This is a genomic window from Planomonospora alba (assembly GCF_039534085.1).
GTDB classification, from domain to species: domain Bacteria; phylum Actinomycetota; class Actinomycetes; order Streptosporangiales; family Streptosporangiaceae; genus Planomonospora_B; species Planomonospora_B alba.
This window is the reverse complement of sequence record NZ_BAAAUT010000009.1, coordinates 49,307-66,507: the sequence shown is the minus strand read 5'-3', so window position 1 is coordinate 66,507 and position 17,201 is coordinate 49,307. Positions and strand designations below refer to the sequence as shown.

The window sequence follows — 17,201 nt, the reverse complement described above, 5'->3', positions numbered from 1 at the left end:
GGATCAGCTCGCCTCAGGCGTCGGCGGCCTTGGCCGCGGCGGCCTTCGCGCCACGGCCCGAAGGAGCGGCGGCCGGGGCGGCGGGGGCCGCCGGCGGGGCGGCCGGGGCGTCCACGCTCGGGCCGACGCCGAGCTTCTCCTTGATCTTCTTCTCGATCTCGTTGGCCATGTCGGGGTGGTTCCGCAGGAAGTTGCGGGCGTTCTCCTTGCCCTGGCCGAGCTGGTCGCCCTCGTAGGTGTACCAGGCGCCGGACTTGCGGACGAAGCCGTGCTCGACGCCCATGTCGATCAGACCGCCCTCGCGGGAGATGCCGACGCCGTACAGGATGTCGAAGTCGGCCACCCGGAAGGGCGGGGCCATCTTGTTCTTGACGACCTTCACCCGGGTGCGGTTGCCGACCGGCTCGGTGCCGTCCTTCAGCGTCTCGATGCGGCGGACGTCGAGGCGGATCGAGGCGTAGAACTTCAGCGCCTTGCCACCGGTCGTGGTCTCCGGCGAGCCGAACATGACGCCGATCTTCTCGCGGAGCTGGTTGATGAAGATCGCGGTGGTGCCGGTGCTGTTGAGCGCGCCGGCGACCTTGCGCAGGGCCTGCGACATCAGGCGGGCCTGGAGACCGACGTGGCTGTCGCCCATCTCGCCCTCGATCTCGGCCTTCGGCACCAGCGCCGCGACCGAGTCGATGACCAGCAGGTCGATGGCGCCCGAGCGGATGAGCATGTCGGCGATCTCCAGCGCCTGCTCGCCGGTGTCGGGCTGGGAGACGAGCAGCGCGTCGGTGTCGACGCCGAGCTTCTTGGCGTACTCGGGGTCGAGGGCGTGCTCGGCGTCGATGAACGCCGCGATGCCGCCCTGGCGCTGGGCGTTGGCCACCGCGTGCAGCGCGACGGTGGTCTTACCGGAGGACTCCGGGCCGTAGATCTCGACGATGCGACCGCGCGGGAAGCCGCCGATGCCGAGCGCGACGTCCAGCGCGATGGAGCCGGTCGGGATCACTTCGATGGGTGCGCGGGTCTCGTCGCCGAGACGCATGACGGAGCCCTTGCCGAACTGCCGCTCGATCTGAGCGAGCGCGGTCTCGAGCGCCTTCTCGCGGTCGTTAGCTGCCACTGGGAGCCCCCTGGGAGGGTTGCGGTTCGAATCGGTGTTGCCAGAAAGCTACGGGGTGCCACCGACATTTTCCGGAGAGCACGCCACTAGGGCTGACCCGTCCAATATAGCCGAACGACTGTTCGATGGTCGCTCGATCGCGACACGCGTCCCGCCGCCGCGCGCGCCCCGCCGTACCGCCGGGCCTCTCTGCCGGGCGACATTCCCGGGCATTCCGCCGGACCTGTTGTAACCCCGCCTGACCTGGGGGAATCCTGGAGCCAAAACGATCCGGAGGGGCCTCACAGTGACCGACCCGCTGACCGACACGTTCAGCCGGCAACGCCTGGCCCACCTCGAGTCCCTGGCCGCGGAGCTGCCCGGGCGGGGGCTGGTCGGCCGCATGCTCGGCGGCGGCGACCCCGTGCTGTGGATCTGGCATCCCGGCACCGGGAAGCAGACGATCGTCTTCGCCACCCCGGCCCGGGAGGGCTGGCTCCTCCTGTGGTCGCCGAGCGGCCAGGAGGGCACCGGCGACCCGGCCCACGTGGCCGAACTGATCGGCAAGCTGCTGGGCGACGATCCCGCTCACCCGCCGGGCGGATCCGCCCCGCAACGGCCGCCCGACCCCTGACCCGGCGGTCCCGGCCCGCGGCTCCGCCGCCGGCCCCGCCTCCCGTCCCGCCCCGGGCCGACGCCCGGATCCGGGGCGCACCGCCGCGGACCGGCGCACCGCCGCGGACCGGCGTTCCGCCGCCGATCCGGCGTCCCCGCGGCGGGCCACGGCGCCGCCGCCGGATCGTCCTCAGCACTCCGGCCTTCAGCCCGGGGAACGCGTCAGCGAAGGCGGGCCTCGACGTCCGACACCCGGCACACCGCGTGCCAGACGTCCTTGGCCGCGAAACCGTCGGCCAGCGCCTGGTCCACGGTCCGGCCGCCCAGCTCCGCGATGACGTAGTCGCGGGCCCACGACTCGGCGTAGGCGTCGCCGAAGTGCAGCTTCATCCGCTTCCAGAAATCCGACAGGCGCATGCTCCCAGTATGGGGGCCGCGCAGTGCGGTCCCCGCCCTCCGGCCGCCGCCGGGATCAGATGACGCGGGAGCCGTACATCTCGCCGAGGGGGTCGGCCAGCAGCTCCAGCCGGGTCCCGTCGGGGTCCCTGAAGTAGATCGAGGCGCCGCTCTCGATCTGGTGCGGCACGCCCGCCGCCTCCAGCCGCCCGCGCAGCCGCTCCCAGGTCACCGGGTCCACCGAGATGGCGATGTGGTGGAGCCCGCCGAGGACCTCGGCGTAGGGGCCGAGGTCCAGCCCGGGGAAGTCGAAGAAGGCCAGCAGGTTGCCGTTGCCGATGTCGAAGAAGAAGTGGTTGGAGCCCCGGTAGTCGCGGTTCTCGAAGATCTCCGTGAGGGGGAACTCCAACAGGTCCTGGTAGAAGGCGATCGTCCGTTCGACGTCGGAGCAGATCAGGGCGAAGTGGTGGAGCCCTCTGGCGCTGCTGGGCGGGCGGTGCGCCCGCAGGTGCGCCTCCCTGATCCGCTCTCGTGCCGTCTCGATGGCCGGATAGTCGACGCTCATCGCCATCCCATCGCTCGGTGTGCCGGTCGCCCGCCCGGACCCGGGGCCGGACCCGGACGCGCTGTGTCTGAGCTATTTCTCCGTGCCGGGAGTGACTCAACCTTTCCGGAACGTCACGCCGTTGTCACGCGGCTGTCACGACGCTGTCACACCGGGGCGGGCGTGCCCCGCCGGGACGCGGGCTCCGCAGACCCGGGGCCCCGGAGGCCGGGGCCGCGCCCGTCCGCCCGCCGGGCCTGCCGCAGGGACCGGTCGTGGCGGTCCCGGCCCGGACGGCCCGTCCGGCGGAACGGCGCCGCCGGCGGCTCCGGCCCGCGGACTCTGTCGGTGGCACGCGGCACTATGAGACGGTGACCGGATCAGCGCTCGCCCACTTCACCCAGGTGACCAGGGAATGGTTCACCGGAGCCTTCGCCGCGCCGACCGCCGCCCAGGAGGGCGCGTGGGAGTCGATCGCCCGGGGCGACAACACGCTGGTGGTCGCCCCGACCGGGTCCGGCAAGACCCTGGCCGCGTTCCTGTGGTCGCTCGACCGCCTGGCCGCCGAGCGCACGGCGGACGCCCGCCCCGCGGTGGAGGAGACCGGTCCCGGGGCCGCCGCGGTCTCCGGGACCGCAGACGCGGAGACCCGGGCCGCGGAGACCCGGGCCGCGGAGACCCGGGACGCGCCCGCCGCGGGCCGGCGGCGGCGCTCCCGGGCCGCGGACGGCGGTGCCCCCCGGCGGTGCCGGGTGCTCTACGTCTCCCCGCTCAAGGCCCTGGCGGTGGACGTCGAGCGCAACCTTCGGGCGCCGCTGGCCGGGCTGAGGCAGACCGCCCGGCGGCTCGGGCTGCCGGTGCCGGACATCTCGGTGGCGGTCCGGTCCGGCGACACCTCCGCCGAGGAGCGGCGCAGGTTCGCCGCCCGGCCGTCCGACATCCTCATCACCACGCCCGAGTCGCTGTTCCTGCTGCTCACGAGCCAGGCCCGCGAGTCGCTGCGCGGCGTGGAGACCGTCATCGTCGACGAGGTGCACGCGGTGGCGGCGACCAAGCGCGGCGCGCACCTGGCGCTCAGCCTGGAGCGGCTCGACGCGCTGCTCCCCGCGCCCGCCCAGCGCGTCGGCCTGTCGGCGACCGTCCGGCCGGTGAGCGAGGTCGCCGCCTTCCTCGGCGGTCCCCGCCCGGCGACCGTGGTCCAGCCCCCGTCGGAGAAGGTCGTCGAGGTCGAGGTCGTCGTCCCGGTCGAGGACATGACCGAGCTCGACGCCGCCCCCCGCCCGGACGACTCCGGCGACGCCTGGCCGGCCCGGCCGCCGGCCAGGCGGTCGATCTGGCCGCACGTCGAGGAGCGGCTCTTCGAGCTGATCGGCGCGCACGACTCGACGATCGTGTTCGCCAACTCCCGGCGGCTGGCCGAACGGCTGTGCGCCCGCCTCAACGAGCTGGCCTGGGAGCGGCGGGCCGGAGCCGACGCGCCGCCGGACGGCCTTCCCGGTCCCCCGGCCCCGACCGCCACCCCGGCCGAGATGATGGCCCAGGCGGGGGCGGGCGGGGGCGCGCCCCCGGAGATCGTCCGGGCGCACCACGGCTCGGTGTCGAAGCAGGAGCGCTCCCAGATCGAGGAGGCGCTCAAGTCCGGGCGGCTGCCCGCGGTGGTCGCCACCTCCAGTCTGGAGCTCGGCATCGACATGGGCGCGGTCGACCTGGTCGCGTGCGTGGAGGCGCCGCCGAGCGTGGCCAGCGGCCTGCAGCGGATCGGCCGGGCCGGGCACCGGGTGGGCGCGGTCTCCCGCGGCGTGATCTTCCCCAAGTACCGCGGCGACCTGGTCCGGACGGCCGTGGTGGCCGAGCGGATGAAGCGCGGTGAGATCGAGGAGCTGCGCTACCCCCGCAACCCGCTCGACGTGCTCGCCCAGCAGATCGTCGCGATGACCGCGCTGGACGAGTGGACCGTCGACGAGCTGGAGAGCCTGGTCCGCCGCGCCGCGCCGTACCGGACGCTGCCCCGGAGCGCGCTGGAGGCGACGCTCGACATGCTCGCCGGGCGCTACCCCAGCGAGGAGTTCGCCGAGCTGCGTCCCCGCATCGTCTGGGACCGGGTCACCGGCGTGCTGCGCGGGCGGCCGGGCGCCCAGCGGCTGGCGGTGACGAACGGCGGCACGATCCCCGACCGGGGGCTGTACGGCGTCTTCCTCGTCGGGGAGAAGGCGTCCCGGGTGGGCGAGCTGGACGAGGAGATGGTCTACGAGTCCCGGGCGGGGGACGTGTTCGTGCTGGGCGCGACCTCCTGGCGGATCGAGGACATCACCGCCGACCGGGTGCTGGTCTCCCCCGCCCCGGGGCAGCCGGGCAAGCTGCCCTTCTGGCACGGCGACACCCCCGGCCGTCCCGCCGAGCTGGGCCGGGCGATCGGCGCGTTCCTGCGCGAGCTGTCCGGCTCGGACGACGAGACCGCGCGGGCCCGGGTCCGGGCGGCGGGCCTGGACGGCTCCGCCGCCGCCAACCTGCTCGCCTACCTCGCCGAGCAGCGCGAGGCCACCGGATACGTGCCGGACGACCGCACGCTCCTGGTCGAGCGCTTCCACGACGAGCTGGGCGACTGGCGGGTCGTGGTGCACTCGCCGTACGGCGCGCGGGTGCACGCCCCGTGGGCGCTGGCGATCGGGCGGCGGCTGCGCGAGCGCTACGGCGTCGACGTGCAGGCGGTGCACTCCGACGACGGCATCGTGCTGCGCATCCCCGACACGCTCTCCGACCCGCCCTCGGACGTGGCGGTCTTCGACCCCGACGAGATCGAGCGGATCGTCACCGAGGAGCTCGGCGGCTCGGCGCTGTTCGCGGCCCGGTTCCGCGAGTGCGCCGGGCGCTCGCTGCTGCTGCCGCGCCGCAGCCCGGGCCGGCGGACCCCCCTGTGGCAGCAGCGCCAGCGGGCCGCCCACCTGCTCGGCGTGGCCGGCCGCTACGGCTCGTTCCCCGTCGTGCTGGAGACGATGCGCGAGTGCCTGCAGGACGTGTTCGACGTGCCGGGACTCGTCGCCCTCATGCGCGACGTCGCGGCCCGGCGGATCCGGCTGGTGGAGGTGGAGACGTCCCAGGCGTCGCCGTTCGCGGCGTCCCTGCTCTTCGACTACGTCGGCGCGTTCATGTACGAGGGGGACGCCCCGCTGGCCGAGCGGCGCGCCCAGGCGCTCGCACTCGACACGAGCCTGCTGGCCGAGCTGCTCGGCCAGGCCGACCTGCGCGAGCTGCTCGACCCGGACGTGATCGCCGACGCCGAGCGCGAGCTGGCCCGGCTGGACCGGCCGCTGCGCGACGCCGAGGACCTCGCCGACCTGCTCCGCTCCCACGGCCCCCTGGTGCCCGCCGACGTGAGCCTGCGCGGCGGCGACCCGGCCTGGCTGGACGCTCTGGAGGCGGCGCGGCGGGCGATCCGGGTCCGGGTCGCCGGGCAGGAGCAGTGGGCCGCGGTCGAGGACGCCGCCCGGCTGCGCGACGCGCTCGGCACGCCGCTCCCGGTGGGCGTGCCGCACGTGTTCCTGGAACCGGTCGACGACCCGCTCGGCGACCTGCTCGCCCGGCACGCCCGCACCCGCGCGCCCTTCTCCGCCGCCACCGCCGCCGCCCGGTTCGGCCTCGGCCCGGCCGTCGTCACCGACGCGCTGCGCCGCCTGGCCGCCTCCGGCCGCGTGGTGAGCGGCGAGTTCCGTCCCGGCGGCCGGGGCGAGGAGTGGTGCGACGCGGGGGTGCTGCGCCTGCTGCGCCGCAGGTCGCTGGCCCGGCTCCGCAAGGAGGTCGAGCCGGTCCCCGCCGAGGCGCTCGCCGCGTTCTCCCCCGCCTGGCACGGCATCATCGGCGGCGCGCGCCCCGGCAGGCCGCCGATCGACGCGCTGGTGGACGCCGTCGAGCGGCTCCAGGGCGCGGCGGTGCCCGCCTCGGCGCTGGAGACGCTGGTCCTGCCCTCCCGGGTGCCCGGCTACGACCCGTCCCTGCTGGACGAGCTGACCTCCTCCGGTGAGGTGGTCTGGGCCGGGCAGGGGTCGCTGCCCGGCGGCGACGGGTGGGTCTCCCTCTACTTCGCCGACACCGCCCCGCTGCTGATGCCCCCGGCCGCCGAGATCACCGTGACCCCGGTGCACGAGGCGGTCCTGGAGTCCCTCGGCGGCGGGGGCGCGCTGTTCTTCCGCGAGCTGACGGACCGCACCGGCACGCTGCTCGGGGGCGTCCCCGACGACCGGACGCTGGTGGCGGCGGTGTGGGACCTGGTGTGGGCGGGACGGATCACGGGTGACACCCTGGCCCCGCTGCGGGCGGTGCTCGGCACCGGCCGGCCCGCGCACCGCCCGGCGTCCACCCGCCGCAGGCGGGCCGTGCTGCCCTCCCGGAGCGGCCCGCCGACCGTGGGCGGGCGCTGGTGGGCGCTGCCCGCCCCGGCCGAGGACGCCACCCAGCGCGCGCACGCCCAGGCGGAGGTGCTGCTGGAGCGGCACGGCGTGCTGACCCGGGGCGCGGTCGCGGCCGAGCGGCTGCCGGGCGGGTTCGCCGCCGTCTACCAGGTGCTGCGCGCGTTCGAGGAGAGCGGCCGGTGCCGGCGCGGTTACTTCGTCGAAGGGCTGGGCGGTGCCCAGTTCGCCCTGCCGGGCGCCGTCGACCGCATGCGCGCGACCGCCTCGCCCTCCGTCCCCGCCGAGCCGTGGCGGGCCCCCTCCGGCGGCGGCGAACGCCGGGCCGTGGTCCTGGCGGCGGCCGACCCGGCCAACCCGTACGGCGCCGCGCTGCCGTGGCCCGCCCACCCGGGGGACGTGGCCCACAAGCCGGGCCGGAAGGCGGGCGCCCTGGTGGTGCTCGTCGACGGGCACCTGGCGCTCTACGTCGAGCGCGGCGGCAAGACCCTGCTCTCGTTCGCCGGCGACGACCGCCTCCGGCCGGCCGTCGACGCCCTGGCGCTGGCCGTACGCGACGGTGCGCTGGGCAAGCTGACCGTGGAGCGGGCCGACGGCGCCGCGATCAACGACTCCCCGCTCGCCGCGGCCCTGGAGGCGGCCGGGTTCCACCCCACCCCTCGCGGGCTGCGGCTGCGCGCCTGAGCTCCGCGGCCGTCCCGCCGGCTCACCGCGGCGGGACGCCCGCGGTGAGGTGCCCCCTCACCGCGGCGGAGCGCCCGCGGGGCGGCGCCTCACCGCCGCGGGGCGGCCGCCGCGGTCGTCTCCTCGGCGGGCTCCTCCCTCCCCGCCCCGCCGGCCGGTCCCTGCCGTCCCGCCGTACCGGCCGGTTCCGCCGCACCGGCGCGTTCCCGGACCGCGCGCAGGCCGACCAGGTCGTCGGGGAGCGCGTCCGGCATGTCCGCGTCGAACCGCGACAGGGTCCGGTTCCGCAGCGCGACCAGCGCGGTGACCGCGATGGCGACCGCGAACAGCACGTACATCAGGCCGACGCCGCGTCCCTGCCCGGTGCCGAGGACCGCGCCGACGACGCCGTCGGCCAGCGGCCCGCCGGGCAGCAGCAGCGGCTCGAACAGGGCGCTGCCGTACGGCGCGACCAGGCCGAAACCGATCGGCAGGGTGGACCAGGCGACGAGCTGGTTCAGCGCCATGACCCGGCCGTGGAACCGCTGCGGCACCTTGACCTGCACGATCGTGGCGTAGACGCCGTTGAGCACCGTCAACCAGAACGACATGCCGAACGCGCCGAGCGCGATCACCACCAGGTCCTCCCGCAGACCGGTGACCAGGCAGCAGCCGCCGAGTGCCAGGGTGGCGAGCAGGACGCCGCGCATCCGCCGGCGGCGCGGGCCGCCCCAGACGGCCATCACCAGGCCGCCGAGGAGCACGCCGAGACCGCCGCAGAACGAGACGCGGCCCACGTCGTCGAGGGTGGCGAAGCCCAGCACGAGCGGTGAGACGAGCAGGAACAGCGGGGACAGGAAGACGTTCAGCACCACGAAGAAGACCAGCATGGCGCGGAACCACCGGTCGCCCCAGGAGAACCGCCAGCCCTCGACCATCTCGGCCGCCAGCGACTCGCGGCGCCTGGCCGCCATCGTCTTCGGGAAGCGGACCAGGAGCAGGACCGCGATCGCGAACACGTAGGAGGCGACGTCCAGGACGAGGATGCCCTCCAGCCCGACCGCCGCCATCAGCCCGACCGCGGCCAGGGGGACGACGAGCTGGGCCGTGCCGGTGACCATCTGGACGACGCCGTTGGCATGGCCGAGGAAGCGTTTGGGCACCAGCTGCGGGATCGCGGAGTTGTAGGCCAGGCGCTGGAAGGCGAGCGCCACCGAGAGCACCACCAGCAGCGGGTAGACGTGCCACACCTGCAGGTTCCCCGTCCACAGCAGCAGGCCGAGGACCAGCTGCGTGCCGAACGCGCCCGCGTCTCCGGCGAGCATGATGCGGCGCCGGTCGTGGCGGTCGACGAGCGCGCCGGCGAGCGGGGAGACCAGCATGCCGGGCAGCAGCGCCAGGACCGAGAAGAGGGCGAAGTCCACGAGGGAGCCGGTGGTGATGTAGATCCACAGCGGGACCGCGTACTCGGTCAGCGACGATCCGACGATCGAGACGAGCTGGCCGGCGGCCACCGCTCCGAAGCGCCTCATGCTCGGCGCCGGTCCCCCGGTCGGCGCGGGCCCGGTCGCGGGCCCGGTCGCGGGCCCGGTCGCGGGCCCGGTCGCGGGGCCCGCCGCGGGGCCCGCCGCGGGGCCCGCCGAGGGGCCCGCCGAGGGTCCTGCCGCGGGTCCGGCCGAGGGGCCGGCACCGGCCGGGGACACCCGTCCCACCGGTGACCCGGCGCCGCCCGGAAGGCCCGCGCCGCCCGGAAGGCCCGGACCGCCCGCGCCGCCGGGAGCGCCGGGGGCGTCCCCGCCGTCCGGGGAGACCGGGGAGGCCGGGGAGAACGAGGAGCGCCGGGAGACGCCCTCCAGCCACCAGGTCGACCGGTCGGTACGGCGCAGCGCCCCGGTCTCGCCGGAGGCGACGGCCCGGTGCACGCCGGTGACGATGCCGGCCAGCTCGGCGGCCCGGTACTTCAGGAAGAAGTGCCCCGCCTCGTCGAGGACGGCCAGCGCCGCGGAATCCGACAGCAGGTGCCACTCGCGGTAGCGCTCCTGGTAGAAGTCCGTGGCCGGGTCGCGCTCGCCCACGACGGAGACGATCGGCGCCCGGAGCGGCTCGACGCCCTCGGCGAGCAGCCGGGTGAAGTAGCGTTCGGCCTCCCGGGTGCCCTCCCGCCGGTTGCGGATCATCAGTGCGAGCTCGTCGCGGTCCAGCTCGTCGATGTCGAGCCCGGCGGCCCGCAGGGCGTTGGCCCACGCCCGGTCACCGCGGAACCGGTCGGCCAGGTCGGCGATCCTGCCCAGCAGGGAGGAGGGGCGGGCGAAGGGGAAGATCCCGCCGAGGTAGACGGCCTCGACGGGTCGTCCGGCGGCCTCCAGGCGGCGGGCGATCTCCACGGAGAGCATGACGCCGAGCCCGCAGTGGCCGTACAGCACGACCGGGCCCCGGACGCCGGCCAGGATCTCCCGTGCGCAGCCCTCCGCGACCTCGGCGACCGGCCGGCCCTCCTCGGCCAGGCCCAGCTCCTGCCCCGGCACGGCCACCGCGTGCAGCGCCCAGTCCTCGGGCAGCGCGTCGGCCAGCGGCTGGTAGACGGCGGCGCTGCCGCCGTTGTACGGCACGCAGACCAGGGTGGCGGAGGCGGGACGGGCCGGGGTGAGGCGGTGCAGCAGCGCGCGCGGCCCGCCCGGGGCGGCGCTCGCGGCGAAGCGGGCCAGTCCCCGGACGGTGCGGTGCTTGAACAGGTCGAGGATGCCGATCGGGCGCCCGCCTGCGGGGGCGGCCCGCCGCAGCCGGGCGACCACCTGCGCGGCCAGCAGCGAGTGCCCGCCCAGGTCGAAGAAGTCGTCCAGCACGCCGATCCGGGTGAGGCCGAGGACCTCGGCCCACACCCGCGCGATCTCCTCCTCCAGGGCCGTCTCGGGCGGCGCGAACCCGGCCTCCTGGTCCGGGCGCTCGTCGCCGGGGTCGGGGAGCCGGGCCCGGTCGACCTTGCCGTGCGACTTCAGGGGCAGCTCGTCCAGCCAGACGAACCGCCCGGGGACCATGTACTCGGGCAACCGGTCGGCGAGCCGGGCGCGCAGCTCGCCGACCGGCGTGCGCTCCCCGACGAGGTAGCCGACCAGCCGGTCGCCGCGCAGCTCCACGACGGCCTGCGCGATCCCCTCCTGCTCGGCGAGGACCGACTCGATCTCCGACAGCTCCACCCGGTAGCCGCGGACCTTGACCTGCAGGTCGCGGCGGCCCAGGAAGCACAGCTCGCCGGTCGGCAGCCAGCGGCCGAGGTCGCCGGTGCGGTACATGCGGGCGCCGGGCCCGCCGTACGGGTCGGGCAGGAAGCGCTCGGCGGTCAGGCCGGGCCGCCCGAGGTAGCCGCGGGCGAGGCGGTCGCCGCCGATGTGGATCTCGCCGGCCATGCCGGGCGGGACGAGGCGCAGGTGCTCGTCCAGCACGTACAGCCGCACGCCCGGCAGCGGACCGCCGACCGGCAGGTTCAGCGCGGTCTCGGGGGCGTCGGTGACGGCGTGCACGGCCACGCCGACGGTGGCCTCGGTGGGCCCGTAGTGGTTGGCCACGGCCGTGTACCCGGCCAGCTCCCGCGCCCAGGACCAGGCGGAGGCCTCGCCGCCGAGGATGAGCAGCCTGCGCGGGAGCAGCTCCCGGGGGTCGCTGCCGGCCAGGAGCGAGGCGAGGTGGGAGGGGGTCATCTTCAGGTAGTCGGTACGGCCCAGCGTGCCGGCGAGCTCCTCCACCGGGGCCTGCGGGTCGAGCAGGTGCAGCTCGCCCCCGGTGAGCAGCGACAGGTAGAAGACCGTCACGCCGAAGTCGAAGGACAGCGACTGGAGCAGGGAGAAGACCGACCCCGGCGCGACGGCGAACCGTTCCCGGACCCCGGCCAGGTAGTTCAGCACCTGCCGGTGCTGCACCCCGACGCCCTTGGGCCGTCCGGTCGTGCCGGAGGTGTAGATCACGTACGCCAGGTGGTCGGGGGTGGTGCCGGGGTCGTCGAACGCGGTCTCCGCGAGTTCCTCGGCGTCCAGGCGGACCACCGGGTGGCCGTCCGGGACGAGGCCGCTCTGCGCGGAGGTGGTCAGGACGGCGACGGCGCCGGAGTCGGCGAGCATGTACGCCAGCCGGTCGCGCGGCTGCTTGGGGTCGAGCGGCACGTAGGCGCCGCCCGCGGCCAGCACGCCGAGGACCGCGGCGGCCAGGTCGGTGGAGCGGTCGAGCAGGACGCCCACCCGGACGTCGGGGCCGACGCCGTACCGGCGGCGCAGCAGCGCGGCGATCGCCCTCGACCGGTGCTCCAGTCCGGCGTAGGTCAGCGAGGCCGGCGCGCACCCGCCCGGACCGCCCGGGTCGTCGGGGGCGGCGGCCGGGGCGGGGCAGACCACGGCGGTCGCGTCCGGGGTCAGCGCGGCCTGCGCGGTCAGGATGTCGCCGAGCAGGCGGTGCCCGGCCGGCCGCGGGCCGGGGGCCGATCCGAACCGCAGCACCAGCTCCCGCTCGGCGTCCGAGAGCAGGGACAGCTCGCCGACCGGGGTGTCCGGGCCGGCGGCGGCGGAGCGGAGCAGCGTCTCGAACCGGGCCGCCAGCAGCTCCACGGTCTCCCGGTCGAACAGCGCGGTGTTGTAGGTGAAGTGCCCGGTCAGTCCGTCGGGGGTCTCGAACAGGTACAGCGCCAGGTCGTGGCGGGTCGTCCTGACCGGCGGGGTGAGGTAGGTCACCCGCGGGTCGGTCCCGCCCCCCGCGTAGTTCTGCAGCGCGAACGCGACCTGGGCCAGCGGGGCGCGGCTGACGTCGCGGACCACGTTCAGCTCCGTGACCAGGCGGTCGAACGGCAGCTCGGCGTGGGCGAACGCGTCCAGGGCGGTCTCCCGGACCCGCTCCAGGAAGGCGGTGAACGGCGGGTCGCCGTCGAGGTCCGCGCGGAGCACCAGCGTGTTGACGAACATGCCGACCACGCCCTCCAGCTCGGGCAGGCTCCGCCCGGCCACCGGGGAGCCGACCGCGAAGTCCGCCTGCCCCGAGTAGCGGGCCAGCAGCACCTGGAAGGCCGCCAGCAGCGTCATGTACGGCGTGGCGTTCACGGTCCGGCCCAGCTCGGCGAGGCGCCGGGTGAGGTCGGCGTCGATCCGGACGGCGAGCGAGGCGCCGTCGTGGCCCTGCTCGGCCGGGCGCGGCCGGTCGGTGGGCAGGTCGAGCGCGGGCAGCCCGGCCAGCCGGTCGCGCCAGTGGCCGATCTCGCGGCCCAGGTCGCGCCCGCGCTGCCAGATCGCGTAGTCGCCGTAGCCGACCGGCGGGGGCGGCGGGGTCTCGCCGTCGTAGAGGGCGAGCAGCTCGCGGAAGACGATGTCGAAGGACCAGCCGTCGACGACGGCGTGGTGCGCGGCGACCAGCAGCACGTGGTCGTCCGGCGCGATCCTGACCAGGAGCGCGCGGAGCAGCGGCCCGCGCGCCAGGTCGAACGGCACGGCCAGCGCGGCGTCGACCAGCTCCAGGGCCGCCTGCTGGTCCGCCGCCTCGGCGAGGTCCAGCGGGACCGGCCCCGGCTCGTCCACGACCAGTTCGGGCGTGCCGTCCTCGGTGGTGGGGAAGCGCATCCGCAGGGCCTCGTGGCGGGCGGCGACCCCCGCCAGGGCGCGGCGCAGCGCGTCCTCGTCGAGCGGGCAGCGCAGCCGTACGACGGCCGGGACGGTGTAGGCGGTGCCGCCCGGCTGGTACTGCTCCAGGAACCACAGGCGCTCCTGGGCGTGGGAGAGCGGCGGGTCGGCGCCGGGCGGCCGGGGGGTGATCTCCCGGGTCTCCTGCCTGCGGCGGAGCCGCCGGGCGAGCAGGGCGCGTTTGGCCTCCGACAGCTCCGGCCGGGGGTCCGGCGGGGCCGGAGCGAGGGGCGGGGGCGGTGCGGTCTCGGTCAATGGATCTCCTGACGGAGTGCGGCCAGGAACAGGGCGGCGTCCCGGCCGTTGACGAGTCGGTGGTCGTAGGCCAGGCCGATGTCGGCGACGGTCCGCACCGTCACCGATCCGTCGGCGGCCAGGACGGTCTCGGGCCGCGGGGAGGTCACCGCGAGGGCCGCGGCCGTGCCGGGCAGGACGATGGGGACGGCGAGGACCACGTCGGCGTCGGTGTGCAGGGTGACGGTGATGTTCGCCCCGGTCAGGTCCCGCTCCCGGAAGTCCCCGGTCGCCGCGGCCAGCCGGTGGCGCATCAGTGTGTCCGCGACGGCGCGCAGGGTGCCGGTGTCGCGGACGACCGGCACGTACAGGCCCTCGCCCAGGTCGAAGGTGACCCCGATGCAGGGGGCCGCGGAGAGCCTGACGACCGGTCCGGCCGGTCCCGGCGCGTCCTCGGCGGAGGCGAACAGCAGCGGGAACCGCCCGTGCAGCCGGGCCACCGCCTGCACGAACAGCTCGGGCAGCCCGACGGGCCTGCGCACCTCCCGGGTCAGCTCGCGGGCCCGCGCCAGCGCCGGGCCGACGTCGAAGCGCATCACGGTGTACGCGGCCGGGACCGTCCGGTGGGAGAGGGCGACCGCGCGCGCCACGGCCCGCTGGACCCGCGGCAGCCCGTGCGTCCCGGACCCGCCGCCCGCCTGCGGACCGGCGGACCCGTCACCTCCCTGCGGACCGGCCGGTACGGCGGCCTCGCCCGCCCCGGCGGAGCCGGGAGGGGCCTGGCCGGGGCGGGGGTCCTCCCCGCCCTCGGGAGCGCGGCCGGCGGCCAGCCGCTCGATGTCGGCCCGGCGGACCAGCGGCAGGCACAGGGCCAGCACCTGCTCCTCGGAGACGCCCAGCTCCGCCATCGCGGCCCGGGCCGGGACGGTGATCGGCGGGGCGGCGGCCGCGCCGGGCGCCGCCTCCGCGTCGGAGGAAACGGCGGGCGGACCTGCGGACGGAACGGCGGGCCCCGCGGCGGGTGAACCGGCGGGCGGACCTGCGGACCCTCCGGCGGGCTCCCCGGCGGACGGCCGCGGCGGGGATCCGGTGCGATCCGGGACGGGCCCGGCCGGGTCGCCGGTGACGACGCGGGCCAGCACGGCGCCCGGGGCGACCCAGGCGTCCTCGGCCGCGACGTGGACCAGCCGGCCGGAGACGTCCACCTCGATCTCGTCGGCGGCCTTGGAGGTCTCCAGGACCGCCACCGCCTCACCGGCGCGCACCGGCTCGCCGTCGCCGACGAGCCATTCCACGACCAGGTACTCGGTGTCCTGGTTGTTCAGCTTGGGGACGAGGACGTCAGCCACGCGGCGCCTCCTGCGCTGCCCGCCGTACGGCCTCCCGTACGGCGCGGTGGATCGCGGGCGCGCTGACGAGGACCTCCCGCTCCAGGTGGGCGGCGGTGGGGATCACCGACGCCCGCGAGCAGACCAGGCGGACCGGCCCGCGCAGCCGCTCCCAGGCCCGCTGGTGGACCTGGTGGGCGACCTCCGCGCCCCAGGCGCCGCCCGGGGCGCTCTCCTCGGCGACCAGCACGACCCGCCCGAGGTGCGGCAGCAGCGCCTCGGCGTCCAGCGGGTACAGCCGGGACGGCACCAGCAGCCGGCAGGCGATCTCCTCCTCCAGCAGCAGCGAGCGCATCGCCTCCATCGCCCGGTGCGCCGTCCCGCCCGGGGCGACGATCACGCAGTCGGGGCGGTCGGCGAGCTCCGGCACGACCGGCTCCACCACGGCCAGGTCGCCGTCGCGGCGCACCCGCAGCAACGGGCCGGCCTGCCCCGCCGGCCGGGTGTAGAGGACCTTGTCCTCGAAGAACAGGCACGGCTCGCCCCGCTCCACCATGGCCGCGAGCACCTCGCGGTTGTCGTGGAAGGGCGACATCTCGTACAGGGCCAGGCCGGGCACGCCGACGAAGTGCTTCTGCAGGCTCTGGCTGTGCGTGGGGCCGTAGCCGCGGCCGCCGCCGGTGGGGCAGCGGACGATCATCCGCAGGGGCAGGCGCGAGCCGTACATCGACACCGACTTGGCGGCGAAGTTGCACAGCTGGTCGAAGGCGAGCGTGGCGAAGTCGCCGAACATGATCTCGGCCACCGCGGTGTTGCCGGCCAGCGCGAGCCCGGCGGCGACCCCGGTGAGGGCGCCCTCGCTGATCGGGGTGGTGATCACCCGGCCGGGGAAGCGCGTGGAGAGCCCCCTGGTGATCTTGAAGGCGCCGCCGTACGGGTCGAGGACGTCCTCGCCCAGCACGTACGCCGCCGGGTCGTCGTCGAGCAGCCCGTGCAGGGCGGCGTTGAGGTTCTCGGCTACGCGCACGGCGACCACCTCGACGGCGGGCGGGCGGCGACCTCGGCCGCGATCTCCTCGACCCGCGCCCGGACCCGCTCGTCGGCCGGGTGGAGGTGTCCGGGGTGGTCGTGGGCGTAGCGGGCGTACCAGTCGTGCGCGCGGGCCGCGCGGACCTGTGCGGGCGGGCGGGTGTCGTCCCCCTTGCTGTGCGGGCCGAGCCGGTGCGTGCGGAACTCCGCCACCAGCGGCCGGCCCTCCCGCACCCGGGCGACCAGCGGCGCCAGCGCGGGGCGGATCTCGTTGACGTCGGCCGAGACGACCGGGTGGTGGTCGATGCCGAACGCCGCCGCCCGCCCGGCGATGCTCCCCGCGAGGTGCGCGCCCGTGGGCGTGGACTGGGCGATGCCGTTGTTCTCCACGACCACCAGCAGCGGCAGGTCCCAGAGCGCGGCCAGGTTCAGCGCCTCGTAGACGGCGCCCTCTCCCCAGGTGCCGTCGCCGATGTAGACGCACGCCAGCGCGCCCGGCTCGGCGCGCCGCAGGTGCAGGGCGACTCCGGCGGCGACCGGAAGGCTCTCCCCCTGCACCCCGGTGGACAGGTAGCGGTCCCGGTGGATGTGCTGGCTGCCGCCCACCCCGCCGCAGACCGCGCCCTCCCTGCCCATGATCTCCGCCAGCAGCCCGTGCGCGTCGCCGAAGCGGGCCAGGTAGTGGCCGTGGCCGCGGTGGTTGCTGAGGACGAAGTCGCCGGGCCCCAGCAGGGGGCGCAGCGCCACCGGCACGTACTCCTGGCCCAGGCAGGTGTGGGTGGTGCCGTTCAGCTCGCCCCTGCCGTACAGCCGCAGCAGCGTCAGCTCGAAGTGCCGGATCAGCAGCAGCAGGTCGAGGTCGTCGTCGGCCAGCCGGGAGAGCGCCGGACCGGCCGGGGCCTCGGCGGGGCCGGCGGTTCCGGGGGCGGCGCTCCCGGCCGCCGCCCCGGTCACCGCCTCGGCCGCCGCCCCGGTCATCGTCTCAGTCATCGCCACGGCCGTCGTCGCGGCCGTCGCCGAGGAGCTTGACGATCCCGGCGACGGTGGGGTTGTCGAAGAAGTCGTCCAGCTCGACCTCGACGCCGAGTCGCTTGCGCATCCGGACGATGATCTGCGTGATGGTCAGCGAGTGCCCGCCGAGGTCGAAGACGTCGTCGTGGTCGTCGATCGGCGAGATGCCCAGGACCTCCTCCCAGATCTCCCGGACCTGGTCGGTGAGGGTGGTGACGGAACCCATGTGCGTTCTCC

At 75.9% G+C, this 17,201-nt stretch carries 10 protein-coding genes; 2 read left to right on the top strand and 8 right to left on the bottom strand.

What is annotated here, in order from left to right:
* Positions 1-13: 13 nt before the first annotated feature.
* A complete protein-coding gene (gene recA, locus ABD823_RS07310; protein WP_344857167.1) occupies positions 14-1,111 on the bottom strand; it encodes a recombinase RecA in 1,098 nt (365 codons plus the stop codon).
* 286 nt (positions 1,112-1,397) lie between these two features.
* Here recA and ABD823_RS07305 point away from each other — a divergent pair, with 286 nt between their 5' ends.
* Positions 1,398-1,724 (top strand): hypothetical protein, encoded by a 327-nt coding sequence (locus ABD823_RS07305; RefSeq protein ID WP_344857165.1) that lies wholly within the window; start codon positions 1,398-1,400, stop codon positions 1,722-1,724.
* A 203-nt stretch (positions 1,725-1,927) separates the two neighbouring features.
* On the opposite strand, the gene ABD823_RS07300 is transcribed toward ABD823_RS07305, so the two are convergent.
* Complete coding sequence (locus tag ABD823_RS07300; RefSeq protein WP_344857164.1) at positions 1,928-2,122, bottom strand: DUF3046 domain-containing protein; 195 nt, start codon at positions 2,120-2,122, stop codon at positions 1,928-1,930.
* A 55-nt stretch (positions 2,123-2,177) separates the two neighbouring features.
* A complete protein-coding gene (locus ABD823_RS07295; protein ID WP_344857163.1) occupies positions 2,178-2,666 on the bottom strand; it encodes a VOC family protein in 489 nt (162 codons plus the stop codon).
* Positions 2,667-3,016: 350 nt separating this feature from the next.
* On the opposite strand from ABD823_RS07295, the gene ABD823_RS07290 reads away from it, so the two are divergent.
* Positions 3,017-7,732 carry an ATP-dependent helicase gene (locus ABD823_RS07290; RefSeq protein ID WP_344857161.1) on the top strand — a complete coding sequence of 1,572 codons (4,716 nt, stop codon included), beginning with the start codon at positions 3,017-3,019 and terminating at the stop codon, positions 7,730-7,732.
* A gap of 89 nt (positions 7,733-7,821) precedes the next feature.
* On the opposite strand, the gene ABD823_RS07285 is transcribed toward ABD823_RS07290, so the two are convergent.
* Genes ABD823_RS07285 through ABD823_RS07265 form a run of 5 tightly spaced genes read right to left on the bottom strand, consistent with a single transcriptional unit; the run spans position 7,822 to position 17,190 of the window.
* Complete coding sequence (locus tag ABD823_RS07285; protein WP_344857159.1) at positions 7,822-13,617, bottom strand: non-ribosomal peptide synthetase/MFS transporter; 5,796 nt, start codon at positions 13,615-13,617, stop codon at positions 7,822-7,824.
* A complete protein-coding gene (locus ABD823_RS07280) occupies positions 13,614-14,945 on the bottom strand; it encodes a 2-oxo acid dehydrogenase subunit E2 (RefSeq protein ID WP_344857157.1) in 1,332 nt (443 codons plus the stop codon). The genes ABD823_RS07285 and ABD823_RS07280 overlap by 4 nt, the downstream gene beginning before the upstream one ends.
* Positions 14,938-15,951: an alpha-ketoacid dehydrogenase subunit beta gene (locus ABD823_RS07275; RefSeq protein ID WP_344857155.1), complete on the bottom strand. Its 1,014-nt coding sequence runs from the start codon at positions 15,949-15,951 to the stop codon at positions 14,938-14,940. Before ABD823_RS07275 ends, ABD823_RS07280 begins: the two co-directional genes overlap by 8 nt.
* Entirely contained in the window at positions 15,942-16,943 is a 1,002-nt protein-coding gene (locus tag ABD823_RS07270) for a thiamine pyrophosphate-dependent dehydrogenase E1 component subunit alpha (protein ID WP_344857154.1), read from the bottom strand. The genes ABD823_RS07275 and ABD823_RS07270 overlap by 10 nt, the downstream gene beginning before the upstream one ends.
* Positions 16,936-17,190, bottom strand: coding sequence for a phosphopantetheine-binding protein (locus tag ABD823_RS07265; RefSeq protein ID WP_344857152.1), 255 nt, complete (start codon positions 17,188-17,190; stop codon positions 16,936-16,938). Before ABD823_RS07265 ends, ABD823_RS07270 begins: the two co-directional genes overlap by 8 nt.
* Positions 17,191-17,201 lie beyond the last annotated feature (11 nt).

What these genes read in the sequence shown, in the direction of transcription:
- ABD823_RS07300 (WP_344857164.1), bottom strand. Translation starts at nt 2,122, where the DNA reads ATGCGCCTGTCGGATTTCTGGAAGCGGATGAAGCTGCACTTCGGCGAC.
- ABD823_RS07295 (WP_344857163.1), bottom strand. Translation starts at nt 2,666, where the DNA reads ATGAGCGTCGACTATCCGGCCATCGAGACGGCACGAGAGCGGATCAGG.
- ABD823_RS07270 (WP_344857154.1), bottom strand. Translation starts at nt 16,943, where the DNA reads ATGACTGAGACGATGACCGGGGCGGCGGCCGAGGCGGTGACCGGGGCG.
- ABD823_RS07265 (WP_344857152.1), bottom strand. Translation starts at nt 17,190, where the DNA reads ATGGGTTCCGTCACCACCCTCACCGACCAGGTCCGGGAGATCTGGGAG.